This window comes from Actinoplanes philippinensis, assembly GCF_900113015.1.
In the GTDB taxonomy this organism is placed as follows: domain Bacteria; phylum Actinomycetota; class Actinomycetes; order Mycobacteriales; family Micromonosporaceae; genus Actinoplanes; species Actinoplanes philippinensis.
In genome coordinates, this window is record NZ_FONV01000015.1 from 1 (window position 1) to 16,721 (window position 16,721).

At 70.4% G+C, this 16,721-nt stretch carries 18 protein-coding genes and 1 pseudogene; 12 read left to right on the plus strand and 7 right to left on the minus strand.

What is annotated here, in order from left to right:
- On the plus strand, positions 1-537 hold a 537-nt coding region (locus BM290_RS35060), incomplete at its 5' end, for a cbb3-type cytochrome c oxidase subunit I (RefSeq protein WP_177320021.1).
- Positions 538-758: 221 nt separating this feature from the next.
- A complete protein-coding gene (locus BM290_RS35065) occupies positions 759-2,093 on the plus strand; it encodes an MFS transporter (protein WP_093620259.1) in 1,335 nt (444 codons plus the stop codon).
- A 967-nt stretch (positions 2,094-3,060) separates the two neighbouring features.
- Here the strand turns inward: BM290_RS35065 and BM290_RS35070 are convergent.
- Genes BM290_RS35070 through BM290_RS35090 form a run of 5 tightly spaced genes read right to left on the minus strand, consistent with a single transcriptional unit; the run spans position 3,061 to position 7,085 of the window.
- On the minus strand, positions 3,061-4,077 hold the full coding sequence (locus BM290_RS35070; RefSeq protein ID WP_143134033.1) for a hypothetical protein: 1,017 nt from the start codon (positions 4,075-4,077) through the stop codon (positions 3,061-3,063).
- A gap of 56 nt (positions 4,078-4,133) precedes the next feature.
- Positions 4,134-4,724: an RBBP9/YdeN family alpha/beta hydrolase gene (locus BM290_RS35075; protein WP_093620261.1), complete on the minus strand. Its 591-nt coding sequence runs from the start codon at positions 4,722-4,724 to the stop codon at positions 4,134-4,136.
- A complete protein-coding gene (locus BM290_RS35080) occupies positions 4,721-5,221 on the minus strand; it encodes a GNAT family N-acetyltransferase (RefSeq protein ID WP_093620262.1) in 501 nt (166 codons plus the stop codon). The genes BM290_RS35075 and BM290_RS35080 overlap by 4 nt, the downstream gene beginning before the upstream one ends.
- Positions 5,211-5,789 (minus strand): isochorismatase family protein, encoded by a 579-nt coding sequence (locus BM290_RS35085; RefSeq protein WP_093620263.1) that lies wholly within the window; start codon positions 5,787-5,789, stop codon positions 5,211-5,213. The genes BM290_RS35080 and BM290_RS35085 overlap by 11 nt, the downstream gene beginning before the upstream one ends.
- Before the next feature lie 9 nt (positions 5,790-5,798).
- Complete coding sequence (locus BM290_RS35090; protein WP_093620428.1) at positions 5,799-7,085, minus strand: nicotinate phosphoribosyltransferase; 1,287 nt, start codon at positions 7,083-7,085, stop codon at positions 5,799-5,801.
- A 106-nt stretch (positions 7,086-7,191) separates the two neighbouring features.
- On the opposite strand from BM290_RS35090, the gene clpS reads away from it, so the two are divergent.
- The 5 genes and pseudogenes from clpS (at position 7,192) to BM290_RS35115 (ending at position 9,945) form a co-directional block, all read left to right on the plus strand.
- Positions 7,192-7,482, plus strand: coding sequence for an ATP-dependent Clp protease adapter ClpS (gene clpS / locus BM290_RS35095; protein ID WP_093620264.1), 291 nt, complete (start codon positions 7,192-7,194; stop codon positions 7,480-7,482).
- Positions 7,483-7,531: 49 nt separating this feature from the next.
- Positions 7,532-8,032, plus strand: coding sequence for a DUF2017 domain-containing protein (locus BM290_RS35100; RefSeq protein ID WP_093620265.1), 501 nt, complete (start codon positions 7,532-7,534; stop codon positions 8,030-8,032).
- 59 nt (positions 8,033-8,091) lie between these two features.
- Positions 8,092-8,588: pseudogene (locus BM290_RS35105) on the plus strand (M67 family metallopeptidase).
- A 68-nt stretch (positions 8,589-8,656) separates the two neighbouring features.
- A complete protein-coding gene (locus BM290_RS35110; protein ID WP_093620266.1) occupies positions 8,657-8,974 on the plus strand; it encodes a MoaD/ThiS family protein in 318 nt (105 codons plus the stop codon).
- A 5-nt stretch (positions 8,975-8,979) separates the two neighbouring features.
- Positions 8,980-9,945, plus strand: a complete 966-nt coding sequence (locus BM290_RS35115; protein ID WP_093620267.1) for a PLP-dependent cysteine synthase family protein — start codon at positions 8,980-8,982, stop codon at positions 9,943-9,945.
- Here BM290_RS35115 and BM290_RS35120 read toward each other — a convergent pair.
- Positions 9,942-10,325 carry a hypothetical protein gene (locus BM290_RS35120; RefSeq protein WP_177320022.1) on the minus strand — a complete coding sequence of 128 codons (384 nt, stop codon included), beginning with the start codon at positions 10,323-10,325 and terminating at the stop codon, positions 9,942-9,944. The two genes, BM290_RS35115 and BM290_RS35120, sit on opposite strands and share 4 nt — an antisense overlap.
- 272 nt (positions 10,326-10,597) lie before the next feature.
- Between BM290_RS35120 and BM290_RS35125 the strand changes: the two genes are divergently transcribed.
- Genes BM290_RS35125 through rdgB form a run of 4 tightly spaced genes read left to right on the plus strand, consistent with a single transcriptional unit; the run spans position 10,598 to position 13,973 of the window.
- Positions 10,598-11,344: an MBL fold metallo-hydrolase gene (locus BM290_RS35125; RefSeq protein ID WP_093620268.1), complete on the plus strand. Its 747-nt coding sequence runs from the start codon at positions 10,598-10,600 to the stop codon at positions 11,342-11,344.
- 49 nt (positions 11,345-11,393) lie between these two features.
- Entirely contained in the window at positions 11,394-12,617 is a 1,224-nt protein-coding gene (locus BM290_RS35130; protein WP_093620269.1) for a glycosyltransferase, read from the plus strand.
- Between the two features lie 10 nt (positions 12,618-12,627).
- Positions 12,628-13,356 carry a ribonuclease PH gene (rph, locus tag BM290_RS35135; protein ID WP_093620270.1) on the plus strand — a complete coding sequence of 243 codons (729 nt, stop codon included), beginning with the start codon at positions 12,628-12,630 and terminating at the stop codon, positions 13,354-13,356.
- Positions 13,353-13,973, plus strand: coding sequence for an RdgB/HAM1 family non-canonical purine NTP pyrophosphatase (gene rdgB / locus BM290_RS35140; RefSeq protein ID WP_093620271.1), 621 nt, complete (start codon positions 13,353-13,355; stop codon positions 13,971-13,973). Before rph ends, rdgB begins: the two co-directional genes overlap by 4 nt.
- Here rdgB and BM290_RS35145 read toward each other — a convergent pair.
- Positions 13,970-15,214, minus strand: coding sequence for an alpha/beta fold hydrolase (locus tag BM290_RS35145; protein WP_093620272.1), 1,245 nt, complete (start codon positions 15,212-15,214; stop codon positions 13,970-13,972). The genes rdgB and BM290_RS35145 overlap by 4 nt on opposite strands.
- Positions 15,215-15,414: 200 nt before the next feature.
- Between BM290_RS35145 and BM290_RS35150 the strand changes: the two genes are divergently transcribed.
- Positions 15,415-16,662: an ATP-binding protein gene (locus BM290_RS35150; RefSeq protein WP_239143940.1), complete on the plus strand. Its 1,248-nt coding sequence runs from the start codon at positions 15,415-15,417 to the stop codon at positions 16,660-16,662.
- Positions 16,663-16,721: the final 59 nt, after the last annotated feature.

The following is a 16,721-nucleotide window of genomic DNA, read 5'->3' on the forward strand; positions in this document are numbered from 1 at the left end:
GTGTTCGCCGGCATCTACTTCTGGTTCCCGAAGATGTTCGGCCGGATGCTCGACGAGCGCCTCGCGAAGATCCACTTCTGGCTCACGATGATCGGCTTCCACGGCACGTTCCTGGTGCAGCATTGGCTCGGCACCAAGGGCATGCCCCGGCGGTACATCGACTACCTGCCCGAGGACGGGTTCACCTTCCTGAACACGTTCTCCACGATCGGCTCCTTCATCCTGGGCCTGTCGACGCTGCCGTTCATCTACAACGTGTGGAAGTCGTACAAGGTCGGCAAGGTCGTCACCGCCGACGACCCGTGGGGCCACGGCAACTCGCTCGAGTGGGCGACCTCCAGCCCGCCGCCGCTGCGCAACTTCGACCGGATGCCGCGGATCCGCTCCGAGCGCCCCGCCTTCGACGTCAAGTTCCCGGAGCTGGCGGCCGGTCACTCCCTCGCCGGCCCGCCCGAGGGCGGCGCCCGGCCGCTCACCGCGGAGTCGGACGGTGGCGCGACCTACCAGGAAGACGTGGCCAGCGACCGCGATCGTTGATCACCCGTAGTCACCACGAACGGCCCGCACTCCTCGCGAGTGCGGGCCGTTTCGTTTCCTCGTCACCCGCGCGGTCCCGGCCGCCGCACCCAAGCGGTGATCCTGGCCGACGATGCGTCGCTCGTCACACCGGGCGCTTGAGGACCAGGGGCGGGGCCGGGAGCGGTTGGCTTTGTGTCGTACCCCCACGGCAGGATGTGCGGTGGAGGTCAGGATCCACCATGTCGCTCACGCCTTACCGCGAAACACTCGCCCTGCCGAAGATCACGTCGGTGCTGGTCGTCGCCACGCTCGCCCGCATCCCGATCGCGGCGGCCGCGGTGGTCCTCACCCTGCACGTCGTCGAGGGGCTCCACCTGACCTACGGTGCGGCCGGTCTGGTCGGCGCGGCGTCCACGATCGGCGGCTCGTTCGGCGCCCCGGTGATGGGCCGGCTCATCGACCGCTGGGGCCTGCGGCCGATCCTCGTCCTCACCACGGTGGCCGAGGTCGTCTACTGGCTGGTGGCGCAGGCCTTGCCGTATTGGGCGTTGCTCCCGGTCGCCGCGGTCGGCGGTTTCCTGGCGCTGCCCGCGTTCTCCGTGGCCCGGCAGGCGATCGCCGCGCTCACCCCGGAGTCACATCGGCTGCCCGCGTTCGCGCTCGACTCGATGACCACCGAATTGTCGTTCATGGCCGGTCCCGCGCTCGGCGTCCTGATCGTCACCACCGCCGGCTCCCGCTTCGCGATGATCATGCTGGCCGTCGGCATCCTGCTGGCCGGCGTCGGCCTGTGGCTGCTCGACCCGCCCGTCCGGGCCGCCCACGAGGCCCCCGTCTCGGGTGCGAGGGTGCCCCGGCGGAGCTGGCTCAAGCCCCGTTTCGTCGCCATCCTCGCCGTCACGATGGCGGCCACCCTGGTCCTGTCCGGCACCGACGTGGCGGTCGTCGCGGTCCTGCGCGAGACCGGCCATACCGAGTGGGCCGGCCTGGTCCTGTCGCTGTGGGCGCTGTTCTCCCTGGTCGGCGGCTTCCTCTACGGCATGGTCAAGCGCGGCGTGCCGATGCTGCTGCTCTTCGCCCCGATGGCGGTCCTCACCATCCCGGTCGGCCTGGGCGGCGACCACTGGGCGTTGCTGGCCCTCCTGCTGATCCCGGCGGGTTCGCTGTGCGCCCCCACCATCACCGCCAGCTCCGACGCCATCAGCCGCCTGATCCCGGCCGGCGCCCGGGGCGAGGCCATGGGCCTGCACAATTCGGCCCTCACCGTCGGCGTCGCCTGCGGCGCCCCGCTGGCGGGTCTGGCGATCGACCATTGGGGCCCGGCGTGGGGGTTCGTGGCGGTGGGCGCGGTCGGCGTGCTGGTCGCCCTCCTGGTCCTCCCGACCGAGTTGCGCCACCGTCGTGATACGCCGACGCCACCCTCGGCAGACGAGACGGCGTCTTCCGCTGTCGCCTCGGCGGAGCCGTCTGGGGTTGTCCCTGTGGCGTCTTCCGCTTCCGCCCCGGCGCAGCCGGCTGTCGCAGTTTCTGCGGCACCCTTCGCGGCCGACGCGGCGCAGCCGTCTGGGGGTTGATTCTGGGGCGTCTTCCGCTGCGGCCTCGGCGGGGCCGGCTGTCGCTGTTTCTGTGGCACCCTTCGCGGCCGACGCGGCGCAGCCGTCTGTTGCGGGTTCTGCGGCGTCGTCTGCTGCGGGCGCAGCGCAGGCGTCTGGGGTTGATCCTGGGGCGTCTTCCGCTGCCGCCTCGGCGGAGCCGTCTGTTGCGGCTTCTGCGACGTCTTCCGCCGTCGAGGCGGCGGAGCCATCGGTCGCCGATCCCGCGCCGCGGTAGGGTCCTGGTCGGGCGGGCTTCTCGGTCGCTGCTCTCGTCTCATGGGTCCTTTCGGTGGCCCGGCGGAGTCGGCTGCCGCGTTGTCGTGATGCTGCCTCTTGTCGAGAGGACGCCGTCGCCGAGCGGCAACCCTCGTCGGGACGGACCTGCCTGCTTGTGCCCGCCGACGTTCGCCCGGCATCGGAGTAGCGGATGCCATCACTGTGAGCTGACCTTGCATGGTTGATCGGCCGTGACCTCGCCTTGCGCGCCCGCTACCCCAGCAACTGCGGGAGGGAGCAGGGCCCACAACGCGAAGCAGGCTCTGCTCGACCATGCCCATCAGGGCGGTGAGCAACGAGCAAGATCGTCGAGAGCCTGGATGTTTGCGGCTGGCCACCGAGATGGCCGGCGATCGGGCAGAAAAGGGATGAATCGGGTTGGGATGCAGAGAAGCTAGGAGTTCGGGAGGGCACCTCCCCAGTCGCTTGAGTTTCGCCCTCATAGTTGGGGCTTCGTCCAGAGCCGGATTGTGCACTGTGTCCGGCCGGGGGCAGGACTTGCGGGGGACGACCGCCGCAGGGCGGTGTGACAGGGGTATGGCGCTGGGAGGTGCTAGTGCCCTGGCCGTTGTCGGGAGCGCGTGACCCGGATCGGTGTCGAGCAGTGGCACGACACATGCCGGCGTCGAGCGCCGGCACAACCCGGTGCGGGACGGCTGACGGCAGGGGGTCAGGGTGCGGTGAGGCGCAGGAGCACCGGGCCCTCGCCGGGTCCGTACTTGGCTGTGTACAGCGCCGTGACGCGGTCCAGCGTTTCCGGGGTGGCGGCGGCCAGGATCCAGCGGGTGGCGCCGGGTCCCGGGGTGGTGACCCGATGGTCGGGGTGGAAGGCGTGCGGCAGGGCGGTCGGGTTGACGTTGACCCACGGTTCACCGTCGTGGATGACGTAGCGGAGTTCGTACTCCGAGGTGTCGTCGTTGACCGTGAGCTGCAACCGCATCCGGTAGTGGGCGGCGATGCTCTGCAGGCCGACCCCGTTCCAGCGGTTCTCGAAGGCTTCGAGGGCCAGCTCGCCGAGGTCGCCGTGCACCCGGACCTCGCGCTGGGAGCTTTCGCTGACGCGTCTGTCGCGGAAGACGCCGTACGTCAGCCAGTCGTCGACGCGGTAGAAGGCGTGTGCCGGGCCGGTCGTGCTGATGCGGACCTGGAAGGCGGGGCGGTGCCGGGCGGGGAGTGCGGCGCTGAAGGCTTCGAGGCGTTCGATGTTCTGCCGGATCGCGGTGATGGCGTCGGTCGGCGCGACCTGGCGGGCCCGTTCGGCGGCGTCGGGGGACGACGGGTCGGTCAGCATGATACGGAAGCGGACACCACGGTCGAGGGCGCCGCGGACCGCTTCGGCGAAGCGGGCCTCGTGTGGGCTCTCCAGCAGCCCGGTCCAGTGTTTCCACAGGTCGACGCGGTCCTTGGCGGTTTCGATGCGATCGAGGACGTCACGGTAGTCGAGCCGGTTGCGCCGTCGCACCGCGTTGCGGCTGAGGTAGAGGACCAGCGGCTGCAGGACGAGCACGGCGAGGGTGAGGTCGATCAGGTTGGCGCCGATGCTGATGCGCAGTTCGTCGGCGAAGCCGGGGGTGTGCCGCGCGGGATGGAGCAGCGCGAACGCGGTCACGAGCAGGAGCGCGCCGATCGCCGCGTACAGATAGGACAGCCGGTATCTGCTGTCGGACAAGCGGCCCCGTCGCGCCATCGGGTCATGATATCGACGTCAACTGATTAAAAAGAAGCTGATGCAGGGGTACGCCCTCAGCCCGCCCGAGCCGACAGCGGCGCGTCCGGGGAGCCGCTGAGGCACCAGTCCCGGATCGAGGGCCAGGGGCCGTACCCCGCGTCGATGTCGAGGTGGGCGGCGCCGTGCAGGACCGTGACCGGGATGCCGAGGGGGACGCCGTAGTCGGCTGCCGCGCCGGCGGGACAGTACGGGTCGTTGTCGGAGCACACCAGGCGCGTGTGCCGGCCCGCCGCGCCGAGTTGCCCGGTGGTGGCGGGCGGCGGGAGGAAGCCGGCGATCTCCGGGATCGCCACGGTGACGTCCGGCCCGGGCGGGGCGACGAGCAGCACCCGGTCGACCGGCTGGGTGACCTGGCCGGTGGCGGCCGCGTTCAGCCAGAGCAGGCAGCCGAGGCTGTGACAGACGACGGTCCGCTCACCGGCGGGCATCGACGCCAGGTGGGCATGGAGGGCGGCGAGCCAGTCGGCGAGGACCGGCTTGTCCGGCTCGGGGAGCTGCGGGTAGACGACGTGCCGGCCGGCCGCGGTGAGCTCCCCGGCGAGCCAGTGGTGCCAGTGGCCGGGCGGCCGGCGATTTTGCCAGCCGTGCAGCAGCAGGAAGCTCATGGGCTGTCGAACTCGTGATACATCACGTGGAGGCCGACCCGGCCGTGGACCGGGTGCCGGAACGACCGCGGAACCGTGCCGATCACCTGGAAGCCCTCGCGACGGTACAGCTCGACGGCTCTCGTGTTGCTCTCGACGACCGCGTTGAACTGCATGCCGGCGAAGCCGTTGCGGCGGGCCCAGCCGACGGCGAACCGGCACAGGGCCGTGCCCACCCCACGCCCCCGTGCGCCGGCCGCCACCATGAAACTGGCGGTGGAGACGTGCGAGCCGGGGCCGGGCCGGTTGGCGCCCATCTTGGCGGTGCCGACCACCCGGCCGTCCACCACGGCGACGACGGTCAGGCCGGGTGGCTGCTCGACCCACATGGCGCGGGCCACGGCCTCGGGCATCGCCGGATCGTAGGGGAACGTCTCCTCGGCCTGGATCACGTCCTGCACGATGGCCCACACCGCCGCCCAGTCGGACTCCGTGAACGGGCGGACCTCAGGCGTCAACGACGGGGCTCCCGGTCGTCTCGATCGAGGCGGCACGGAACTGCTCGACGGCCGCGTCGGTGGTGGCGCGGGCCACCCCGGCGGTCAGTTCCAGCAGCACGGTGGTGGTGAATCCCTCTTTCGCGGCATCGAGCGCGGTCGCTCGTACACAATGGTCTGTCGCGATGCCGACCACCTCGACCTCGGTGACTCCCTTGCCCCGCAGCCACCCGGCGAGGGTCTCGCCCTCCTCCGTCGCGCCCTCGAAGCCGGAGTAGGCAGCCTGGTGCGCGCCCTTGTGGAAGATCGCCTCGATCCGCCCGGTGGCCAGCTCGGGGTGGAAGTCGGAGCCGGCGGAACCGGCGACGCAGTGGGCCGGCCAGGTGTCGACGAAGTCGGGGTGGTCGCTGAAGTGCGTGCCCGGGTCGACGTGGTAGTCCTTGGTGGCGACGACGTGATCCCACCGGTCGCCGGCCTTGTCGAGGACCAGCGAGATGCCCTTGGCGACGGCCGCGCCCCCGGTGACCGGCAGCGAGCCGCCCTCACAGAAGTCGTTCTGCACGTCCACGATGATCAGTGCGCGTGACATGGTGGCCCCCTAGGCGGTGGGAACGATGACGACCGGAATGGCGGGGTCGCCCGCGGAGAGCTTGAGGCCCTCCCACGGGATGGAGATCAGATTCTGCCGGAGGTGCTCCCGCGACTCGGCCAGGCTCGGTGTGTCGAGCACCTCGCCGCCGGCGACGTAGGTGCGCTGCAGCAGCCGGTCGTTGGTCTGGTGGTCGGGCACGCCCTGCGAGTAGATGATCTCCTCGGTGGCGGTGCCGGTGGGTTTGTGCCGGCGGATCGCGGTCTTGCGGCCGCCGACCGTCGCCTTGTTCTCCGAGCGCTTGACCACCGGGCGGCCGTCGACCTCGACGAGCTTGTAGACCAGGCTGGCGGTGGGCGCCCCGGAGCCGGTGACCACGGCGGTGCCGGCGCCGTAGATGTCGACCGGCTCGGCGGCGAGGGTGGCGATCGAATACTCGTCCATGTCGCCGGAGACGATGATCTTCGTCTCGGTCGCGCCGAGCGAGTCGAGCAGCTCACGAGACTGCTGGGCGAGGACGGACAGGTCACCGGAGTCGATCCGGACGGCGCGCAGGTCCGGCCCGGCCACCGCGATCGCGTTGCGGATGCCCTGGCTGATGTCGTACGTGTCGACGAGCAGCGTGGTGTTCTTGCCGAGCGCCGCCACCTGGGACGCGAACGCGGCCGGCTCGTCGTCGTGCAGGAGCGTGAACGCATGTGCCGAGGTGCCCGTGGTCGGGATGCCGTAGGCGCGGCCGGCCGCCAGGTTGGACGTGGAGGCGAACCCGGCCAGGTAGGCGGCCCGGGCGGCGGCGACCGCGGCGTGCTCGTGGGTGCGCCGGGAGCCCATCTCGATGATCGGGCGCCCGCGGGCCGCGGTGACCATGCGGGCCGCGGCGGCCGCGATCGCGCAGTCGTGGTTGAGCACCGACAGGATCAGGGTCTCCAGCACCACGCACTCGGCGAACTTGCCGGTGACGGTCAGGATGGGGGAGCCCGGGAAGAACAGCTCGCCCTCGCCGTACCCCTCGATCTCGCCGCTGAAGCGATAGCCGGAGAGCCATGTGGCGGCCGCGTCGTCGACGATCCCGGCCGACCGCAGGAACTCGATCTCGCCCGGCTCGAACCGGAAGTCACGGATCAGCTCGATCAGCCGCCCGGTGCCGGCCACCACGCCGTAGCGCCGCCCGGTCGGCAGCCGCCGGGCGAAGACCTCGAAGACACAGTGCCGGTCGGCGGTGCCGTCGCGCAGCGCGGCGCTGACCATCGTCAGCTCGTACTGGTCGGTCATCAGGGCCGGCGCGATCGTCTCCACGGTCATACCCTACGACGAGCCCGGCGATGGGGCGCGACGCGGCCGCTGACCTGGGGTTGGATGCCTGGTTCACCGGTTCGCCGGATCCGGTGGCACCATGGGGGGCATGGCGTTGCCTCAGGTTGCTCCCGTGGAGACGCCGGAGATCGAGGAAGTACCGGCCGAGGACCGGCCGTGGGTGACCATCGTCTGGGACGACCCGGTCAACCTCATGTCGTATGTGACCTGGGTCTTCCAGAAGCTCTTCGGCTACAGCAAGGAAAAGGCCGAGAGGCTGATGATGGACGTGCACACGAAAGGGAAGGCGGTGGTCTCCATCGGCGCGCGGGAGCGCATGGAGATGGACGCCAACCAACTGCACGGATACGGTCTCTGGGCCACGGTCGACCGCGGTTGACCGTCGGCCGGCCGGATGAATTTATCGGCGATCGGGTGGGGTAAAGCACATGTTCCGACGCAGCGGTAGCCACTGTGTTGCCACGTTCGCGCACGACGAGGTGCGGGTCTTGCGCAAGGTGGCCGCTGAGGTGGTCGGCCTGCTGACCGACGGGATGGACCACACCGATCCGGTGGTCTCCCGCCTCTTCCCGGACATCTACCCGGATCGTCCGGAGGACTCGCAGGAGTTCCGGCTCTACACCGAGGGCGATCTGAAAACCAGCAAGATCGACCAGGCGGGCGCGATCCTCGCCGCCCTTCCGGACGAGGGCGAGGGGGAGGTACGGCTGGACGGCGAGGCCGCCGAGGCCTGGCTCCGTGCGATAAACGACGCGCGCCTCGCCATGGGCACCCGGCTGGAGATCCATGCCGACACCGATCTGGGTGACGAGCTGGACCAGGCGGTGCTCGAGGACCCGGGGTCGAGCCGCGTTTTCCAGCTGTCGGTGTATGCGTATCTCGGCTACCTACAGGAGTCGCTGCTGAACGCGCTACCCGACATTCAATGATTGCGGGTGTGTGCACCGCCACCGGTCAGGTGGCGGATTGCTTCGGTAATGTGAACGCCGTGCTGACCATCGACCGAGCGATCGTTGACGCGATCGTCGCCCACGCCCGCCGGGACCACCCGGACGAGGCCTGTGGCGTCGTCGCGGGCCCGATCGACAGTGACGTGCCGGCCCGGCACATCCCGATGGACAATGCCGCCCGTTCGATGACGTTCTACGAGTTCGACTCGATGGAGCATCTGCGGGTCTGGCGCGAGATGGACGATCGCGACGAGGAGCCGGTGGTCATCTACCACTCGCACACCGCGACCGAGGCGTATCCGTCACGGACCGACATCTCGTTCGCCGGCGAGCCCAACGCGCACTACCTCCTGGTCTCGACCCGCGAGCCGGACTCGGAGGAGATTCGGTCGTTCCGTATCGTGGACGGTGTGGTGACCGAAGAAGAGGTCAACATCGTGGATGCGACGGTGAAGGCGTGATTTCCGCAGCAGTGCAGTCGTTCATGTTCGGGCAGAGCCCGGCGTCGGTCTTCTATGAGTGTCGCTGCCGCTAACGCGTGCGACCCGACCAGACCGACCCCGTTCGTCCTTTCATTTCGACTCCTCTAGGAGAAATTCAGCCATGGCCATCGAAGTTCGCGTTCCCACCATCCTGCGTAGCTACACCGGCGGCGCCAAGATCGTCGAGGGCGCCGGTGACACCCTCACCGCGCTGATCGACGACCTGGACGCCAAGCACAGCGGCCTCAAGGGCCGGCTGATCACCCCCGAGGGTGGCCTGCACCGGTTCGTCAACATCTACGTCAACGACGAGGACGTTCGCTTCCTCGGCGCGCTCGACGCCAAGGTGAAGGACGGCGACTCGATCACCATCCTCCCGGCCGTCGCCGGTGGCGCGCTCGGTTTCGCGGCGGCCGCGGCCCTGCTCGGCAGTCGGTAAGATCGATGGCTCGTTACGAGAGCCTGCTGGACGCGTGCGGGGGCACGCCGCTCGTCGGCCTGCCCCGCCTCTCCCCGGCGGTGCCCGAGGGGGCGCCGCCGGTGCGGCTCTGGGCCAAGCTGGAGGACCGCAACCCGACCGGCAGCATCAAGGACCGTGCCGCGCTCTTCATGGTGCGCGAGGCCGAGGAGTCGGGTCACCTGCGCCCGGGTGACACCATCCTGGAGCCGACCAGCGGCAACACCGGCATCGCGCTGGCCATGGTGGCGAAACTGCGAGGCTACCGGCTCGTCTGCGTGATGCCGGAGAACGTGTCGGCCGAGCGGACCCAGCTCCTCCGGATGTATGGCGCGGAGATCATCTTCTCGCCGGCGGCGGGCGGGTCGAACCAGGCCGTCGCCACCGCCAAGCAGATCGCCGCCGAGCACCCCGACTGGAAGATGCTGTTCCAGTACGGAAACCCGGCGAACGCTCGCGCCCACTACGAGACCACCGGCCCGGAGCTGCTGCACGACCTGCCCACGATCACGCACTTCGTGGCGGGTCTGGGGACCACCGGCACGCTCATGGGCACCGGCCGGTTCCTCCGGGAGAAGGTCGAGGGCATCCAGATCATCGCCGCCGAGCCGCGGTATGGCGAGCTGGTCTACGGGCTGCGCAACATCGACGAGGGGTATGTGCCGGAGCTGTACGACGCCTCGGTGCTGACCCGGCGGTTCTCGGTCGGCACGCGGGACGCGGTTCTGCGTACCCGTCAATTGATCGAGGTCGAAGGCATCTTCGCGGGCTTCTCCAGCGGCGCCATCCTGCATGCCGCACTGGCGGTGGCGCACGAGGCGGCCAAGGAGGGCCGCCGGGCCGACGTCGCGTTCGTGGTCTGCGACGGTGGGTGGAAATACCTGTCGACCGGCGCCTACGGCGGCACTCTCAACGACGCCGAAGAGGCCCTCGAGGGTCAGCTCTGGGCCTAGCGGTAGATCGTCAGGTAGACGTTCGCGGCCATCGGCGCTGCCGCGGCCAGCAGCAACACCCAGGGCAGAGCGCGCTGGTGGATGGCGAGGAACGCGGCCACCACCAGCGCCACGCTCAGCAGGGTCAGCGCCGCCAGCGCCGGCAGATACCAGACCGGCGCCCCGCTGAAGACGGCCACCACCGCATAGAGGCCGACCGCGACACCGCACAGTCCGAGTCCCGCGCTGTAGGTCGCGATCGCGAGCATCCGCCCGGCGCCCGGCGGCGGGTCGTCCGGCGCGGGGAAGCGGAAGACCGCCGGCTGCGGGGGCGCGGGCCGGACGACGACCTCCGCGGGCATCACGACGCGAGTGGTGGGGACCTGCTCGAGCGCGGTCACGTCGCCTCCATCCGATGATCTTCAGAGCACTCACCCTGAGCAACGCGAATGGATCACCGGACGTGACGGTGCAAACGTGATGAGCCTGGTCATCATGCTGTGATGTGCGTTGTCGATTTAGCGACAAATCGATCAGTTGTTAACGTCGAGCGCTGGTCGCGGCGTACGCTTCGCTCCGTGATTGACTGGTCAGACAAGTCCGGCTCGGCCAGGTTGAGGTCGGGCATCGGCCGGTCCGGTGGGGCAACCCGGTGTGAGCCAGAGGGATCGGGATGCGACTAACCGTTCTCGGTTGTGCCGGCAGTTTCCCCGGCCCCGAGTCGGCGTGTTCGGCCTACCTCGTGGAAGCCGAAGGGTTCCGGCTCTTGATCGACTTCGGTTCCGGGTCGCTCTCCGCCCTCCAGCGGTACTCGGACATGCGTCGTGTCGACGCCATCCTCCTCACTCATCTGCACTGCGACCACATGCTCGACGCGTGCACCTACGTCGTGGTGCGCCGTTACGACCCGTCCGGCCCGCTGCCGGCCCTGCCGGTCTACGCCCCGCTGGGCGCCGCCGAGCGGATCGCCGCCGCCTACAGCACCGAGGGCGAGCCGGTCGACGACGTCTACACCTTCTACGGGCTGCAGCCCGGCACCTTCCCGATCGGCCCGCTGCAGGTGACCGTCGATCGGGTCAACCACCCCGTCGAGACGTATGGGGTGCGCATCGAGCATGGGGGCCGGGTGCTGGCCTACTCGTCGGACACCGCGCCCTGTGAGGCGCTGCTGCGCCTGGCCGCCGGCGCCGACCTGTTCCTGTGTGAGGCGAGTTACCAGGACGGCCTGGCCAACCCGCCCGACCTGCACCTGACCGGCGGCGAGGCCGGCGAGGCGGCGACGAAGGCCGATGTCGGCAGGCTCCTGCTGACGCATCTGGTACCAGCCTGGGCCAGTGAGGCATCTATTGTGGAGGCGGCTACCGCCGCCTATGCGGGACCGGTCGAAGTCGTCCGTCCCGGCGCCAGATACGATCTCTGAGCCGGGCCGGGGGGTAAGGGACCGGCTGTCGTGACCTTGGAGTTGTTGCATGCGCATTGTTCGCCTGGCCAACTTCGTCACGGTTCATACCGGTGGCCTGCGGACCGCGCTGCGCCAGTTGGGCCGCGGCTATCAGGCCGCCGGCCACGAGGCCGTCCTGGTCATTCCCGGTCGTAAGTACTCCGACAAGGTCACCAAGCAGGGCCGTGTCATCACCCTGCCCAGCGCCCCGCTGCCGCGCACCGGCGGCTATCGCGTGCTCGCCGGCCGCCGTGAGCTGATCAAACTGCTGGACAGTTTGGAGCCCGACCGGATCGAGGTCTCCGACCGCACCACGCTGCGCTGGACCGGCGGGTGGGCCCGGCAGCGCGGGGTCCGGTCGATGATGGTGTCCCACGAGAGCCTGGCCGGCCTCCTCGGTGTCTGGGGCATGCCGAAACGTGACGCCCTCGCCGACCGGTTCAACCGGCGCACCGCCGAGGCGTTCGACACGATCGTATGCACCACGTCGTTCGCCGCCGAGGAGTTCCGCCGGATCGGGGTGCCCAACCTGGTCGAGGTGCCGCTCGGCGTCGACCTCGACCTGTTCCATCCGGGAAAGATGGACGTCTCGGTCCGCGCCCGCTACGCCCGGCCCGACGAGCTGCTGATGGTCTACTGCAGCCGGCTCTCCGCGGCCAAGCGGCCCGAGCTCGCGGTGGACACGGTGGCGTCGTTGCGCAACGGCAAGGTGCCGGCGGTGCTGGTGATGGCCGGTGACGGCACCCGGCGGACGGCGCTGGCCTACCGGGCCGCCCGGCTGCCGGTGCGCTTCGCCGGGCACATCTCCGAGCGGGCCGACGTCGCGGCGCTGCTGGCCAGCGCCGACGTGGTGCTGTCACCCGGCCCGATCGAGACGTTCGGGCTGGCCGCGCTGGAGGCGATGGCCTGCGGGACACCCGTGGTGGTCAACGAGCACAGCGCCCTGCCCGAGGTGGTCGGTGACGCCGGGGTGGCCGTGCCGGGCACCGCCGAGGCGTTCGCCGACGGGGTCAGCCGGATCATGGAGCGGCCGAGGGTGGAGCGGCGGGCCGGAGCGCGGGCCCAGGCCGAGCGGTATGGATGGCCGAAATCGGTCGAGGGCTTCCTGCAGGCCCACGAGGCGTACCCTGCGCCGATGGCCGGTCTCATCCGCCCGGCGGTGCCGTTCAGCGGCCTGCCGTCGCCGCGCCGGGTGAGCGCTCCCGGCCGCGAATCCGGGGCGGACGAAGCGGGAGCCGCACGCTACGCATAAGGTACGTAGCATGGCGCGACCCGACGGCCGGACGGCCGATCAGCTGCGACCGGTGACGCTGACCCGGCGCTGGAGTATCCACCCCGAAGGTTCGGTGCTGGTGGAGTTCGGAAACACCCGGGTGCTGTGCACCGCGAGCGTCACCGAGGGGGTGCCCCGCTGGCGCAAGGGCTCCGGGCTCGGCTGGCTCACCGCTGAGTATGCGATGTTGCCCAGGGCCACGGACACCCGCGGCGACCGGGAGAGTGTCAAGGGCAAGATCGGTGGGCGTACGCAGGAGATCTCCCGGCTGATCGGCCGGAGCCTGCGCGCGTGCATCGACCTGAAGGCGCTCGGGGAGAACTCGATCGTCCTCGACTGCGACGTGCTCCAGGCCGACGGGGGTACACGTACGGCCGCGATCACCGGGGCCTATGTGGCGCTGTACGACGCCGTCACCTGGCTGGCCGAGCGCAAGTCGCTGGCTGGCAAGATCGACAAGGTGCTGCACACCTCGATCCAGGCGGTCAGCGTCGGCATGCACAACGGTGAGGCGCGCCTCGACCTCGACTACGAGGAGGACGTCTCGGCCGAGGTCGACCTCAACGTGGTGTGCACCGGCGCGGGCGACTTCGTCGAGGTCCAGGGCACGGGGGAGAACGGCGTGTTCCGCCGGGCCCAGCTCGACGCGATGCTCGACCTCGGTGTGCAGGGCTGCGCCGACCTGGCGATCCTGCAGCAGAAGGCGCTGGCCGCGTGAGCGCACGGCTTCTCCTGGCAACCGGCAACAAGAAGAAGCTCGTCGAACTGCAGCGCATCCTCGACGCCGCCCTCGGTGTCGCCCAGATCGAGCTCGCTGGTCTGGGCGACTTCCCGGGCTACCCCGACGTGCCGGAGACCGGCCTCACCTTCGGGGAGAATGCGCTGATCAAAGCCCGCGAGGGCGCGAAGCGTACCGGTCTGCCCACGGTCGCCGACGACTCCGGCATCGCGGTCAACGCGTTGAACGGCATGCCCGGCGTCTTCAGCGCCCGCTGGTCCGGCACGAGCGGCGACGGCAAGGACGACGCCAACCTCGACCTGCTGCTGGCGCAGATCTCCGACGTGGGCGACGAGCATCGGGGCGGGGCGTTCGTCTGCGCCGCGGCGCTGGTCCTGCCGAACGGGCGCGAGCACCTGGTGGAGGGCCGCCAGACCGGCCGGCTGTTGCGCAGCCGGCGCGGCGAGGGCGGTTTCGGTTACGACCCGATCTTCGTCGGGGACGGCCAGGAGCGTACGAATGCCGAGCTCAGCCCCGCGGAGAAGGACGCCATCAGCCACCGTGGCAAGGCGTTCCGCGAGCTGGCCAAGGTGATCGCCAAGGAGCTGCCCCGCTAATCCTTGACCATGGTGAGGAGGCGGTCGAGGACACGTTCGTCGCGTCCGAGGCCGTCATGGGCGTACTCGTTGGTCACCCACGGCCGCACGTTGCGGATGTGACGCGCGGTGGCCAGCGACATGTCCCGGTCCACGTACATGTCGTCGAAGTAGACGGCGGCCGCCACCGGCACCTCGTTGGCGGCCAGCCGGTCGAGATCGTAGAGCGGCGCCCAGTCGGCCTTCGTGGCCAGCCGGGCCGCCGCGCCGGCGAGCGGCACCAGGGCCGGGTCCTCCTCGAACAGCCAGGGGTAGATCATCTCCCCGGTGAACCGGACCGGCCCACCGGCGTCCAGGTCGAAGGCCGGGAACTCGTCACGGACCCGGTGCGCCGCCCACCCGGTGGCCGCGCCCTGCCCGTAGATCGCCTCGTGCAGCACCGCGAACAGCGGCTGCTCGACGAAGGAGACCGCGGCGTCCACCCGCCGCAGGAACAGCTCCGACAGGTCGTCGCCGGCGAACGCCTCCTCCAGCAGGTGATGCAGCGAGTCGAAACGAGCGTTCGACCCGAGGTGGATGCCGAGCGTCTGGAACCGGCGCGGGGTGAGCCGGTCCCCGGCGGGCAGCCGGGCGTCCTGGTCCCGCAGCGCGTCGACGACCCGCCGGGCGATCGCCTCGTCCTCCGGATACCGCTCGAAATACCGCTCGTTGTGCGCCAGCACCCGCGGATAGGCGGCCCGGTAGACGTCCTCCGCGGTCGCCGTCAGCCCCGGCAGGCCACCCGTGATGATCACCTCGCGGAGCCCGTGCGGCGCGAAGCTGAGGTAGCTGACAGCGCAGAACCCGCCGAAACTCTGCCCCAGCACACTCCACGGCCGGTCGCCCGCCAGATGGGCGCGCAGCAGCTCGGCGTCGGCCACGATGCTGTCCGCCCGGAAGTGCGCCAGATAGCCCGCCTGATCCTCCACCCCAGCCAGCGTCTGCCGGGTCAGCGGCGTGCTGCGCCCGGTGCCCCGCTGGTCGAGCAGCACCACCCGGTAGTCCCGCGCCGCCCGCCGCAGCCACACCGGCAGATCCCGCGGCGACCGGTTCCCCGGCCCACCCTGCAGGTAGAGCAGAAACGGCCTGCCTTCGGCAGCGACCCCGGCCTCGCGCACCTCCCGCGCGAAGATCTCGATGCGCGGTCCGTCCGGATCCGCATGATTCAGGGGTACGGCCAGAGTGTGCCCGGCGAACACGAGCCCGGAATGACGATGAATCATGCTCCGAGCCTCCCGTATCGACGGCGGCCACCGGAACCCCGGTGGCGACCGGCTCGCACATCGAAGGCCGACCTGTCGCGAACCGAAAGCCGACATCCCGCGGATCGAAAGCTCAACTCTCGCGGAACGTAAGCCTGGCTCTCGCGCAACGTAAGCCGGGCCCTCGCGGAACTCAAGCCGGACCCGGTAGCGTGGGGCCGGTGGACCCCTCCGGCCTGCGCCCGAGACACGCCGAGCAGCTCATCGCGGCCGCCCTGGCGGACACCCGCGTCGTGCTCGTCAGCGGCGCCCGGCAGAGTGGCAAGAGCACACTGGTGCGCCTGACCGCCGGCGATCGCGCCGCCGAGCGCCGCGACCTCGACCGCGAGCAGGACCGGGCCGCCGCGCGAGCCGACCCGTCCGGCTTCGTCGCCTTCGACGAGCTCATGGTGATCGACGAGATCCAGCGTGTCCCCGACCTGCTGCTGGCCATCAAGGTGTCGGTGGACGAGGACCCGCGCCCCGGCCGTTTCCTGCTGACCGGCTCGTCGAGCCTGTTCGGCCTGCGCGCCGCGCCGGACGCGCTGCCCGGCCGGATGGAGACGGTCGAGCTGTGGCCGTTCTCCCAGGGCGAGATCGACGGCACGCCGGACGGTTTCATCGACGCGGTCTTCCGGCTCGGCCCCGACGTGCGGCACGAGTCCACGGCGACCCGCGCCGACTACGCGAGCCGCATCGTCCGCGGCGGGCTCCCGGAGGCGGTCACCCGGGCCGACGCCCGCCGCCGCGGCCGGTTCCTGGACGGCTACGTGCAGGCGCTGATCGATCGGGACGTGCGCGAGCTGGCCCGGATCGAGCAGGCGCCCCAGCTGCGGACGCTGATCCGCCTGCTGGCCGCCCGCTCGGCGTCGCTGATCGCGCCCGGCGCGCTGGAGTCCGAGCTGGGCCTGAGCCGCCCCACCATCGCCCGCTACATGCAGCTGCTCGAAGAGGTCTACCTGATCAAGCGGATCCCCGGCTGGTCCCGCAACCTGGGCAGCCGGGTCACCCACGCGCCGAAACTCGTCTTCGTCGACTCGGGCATCGCGGCCCAGCAACTCGCCGTCGACGCGCACGCGCTGCTGCGCCCGGGACAGCCGCTCGGGCCGCTGCTGGAGGGTTTCGTCGTGTCCGAGCTGGCCCGTCAGGCCACCTGGTCGCGGGAGACGGTCGACCTCCATCATTACCGCGACCACAACAAGGTCGAGGTCGACGTCATTCTGGAGAACAGGCAGCGCCAGGTCGTGGCCATCGAGGTCAAGGCCGCCTCCACGGTCCGCTCCGACGACTTCGCGGGCCTGCGCCGGATCGCCGACCGTCTCGGCGACGACCTGATCGCCGGCATTGTGCTCTACACCGGGGCGAGCACCCTGCCGTTCGGCGACCGGATGCGCGCGGTCCCGATCAGCGCTCTCTGGGAGCTGGCTTGACCTTCCCCTTGGGGCAGGGCCCAGCATCGTCGGAGCCGGCCGGGGTGGCCGGCACGAGG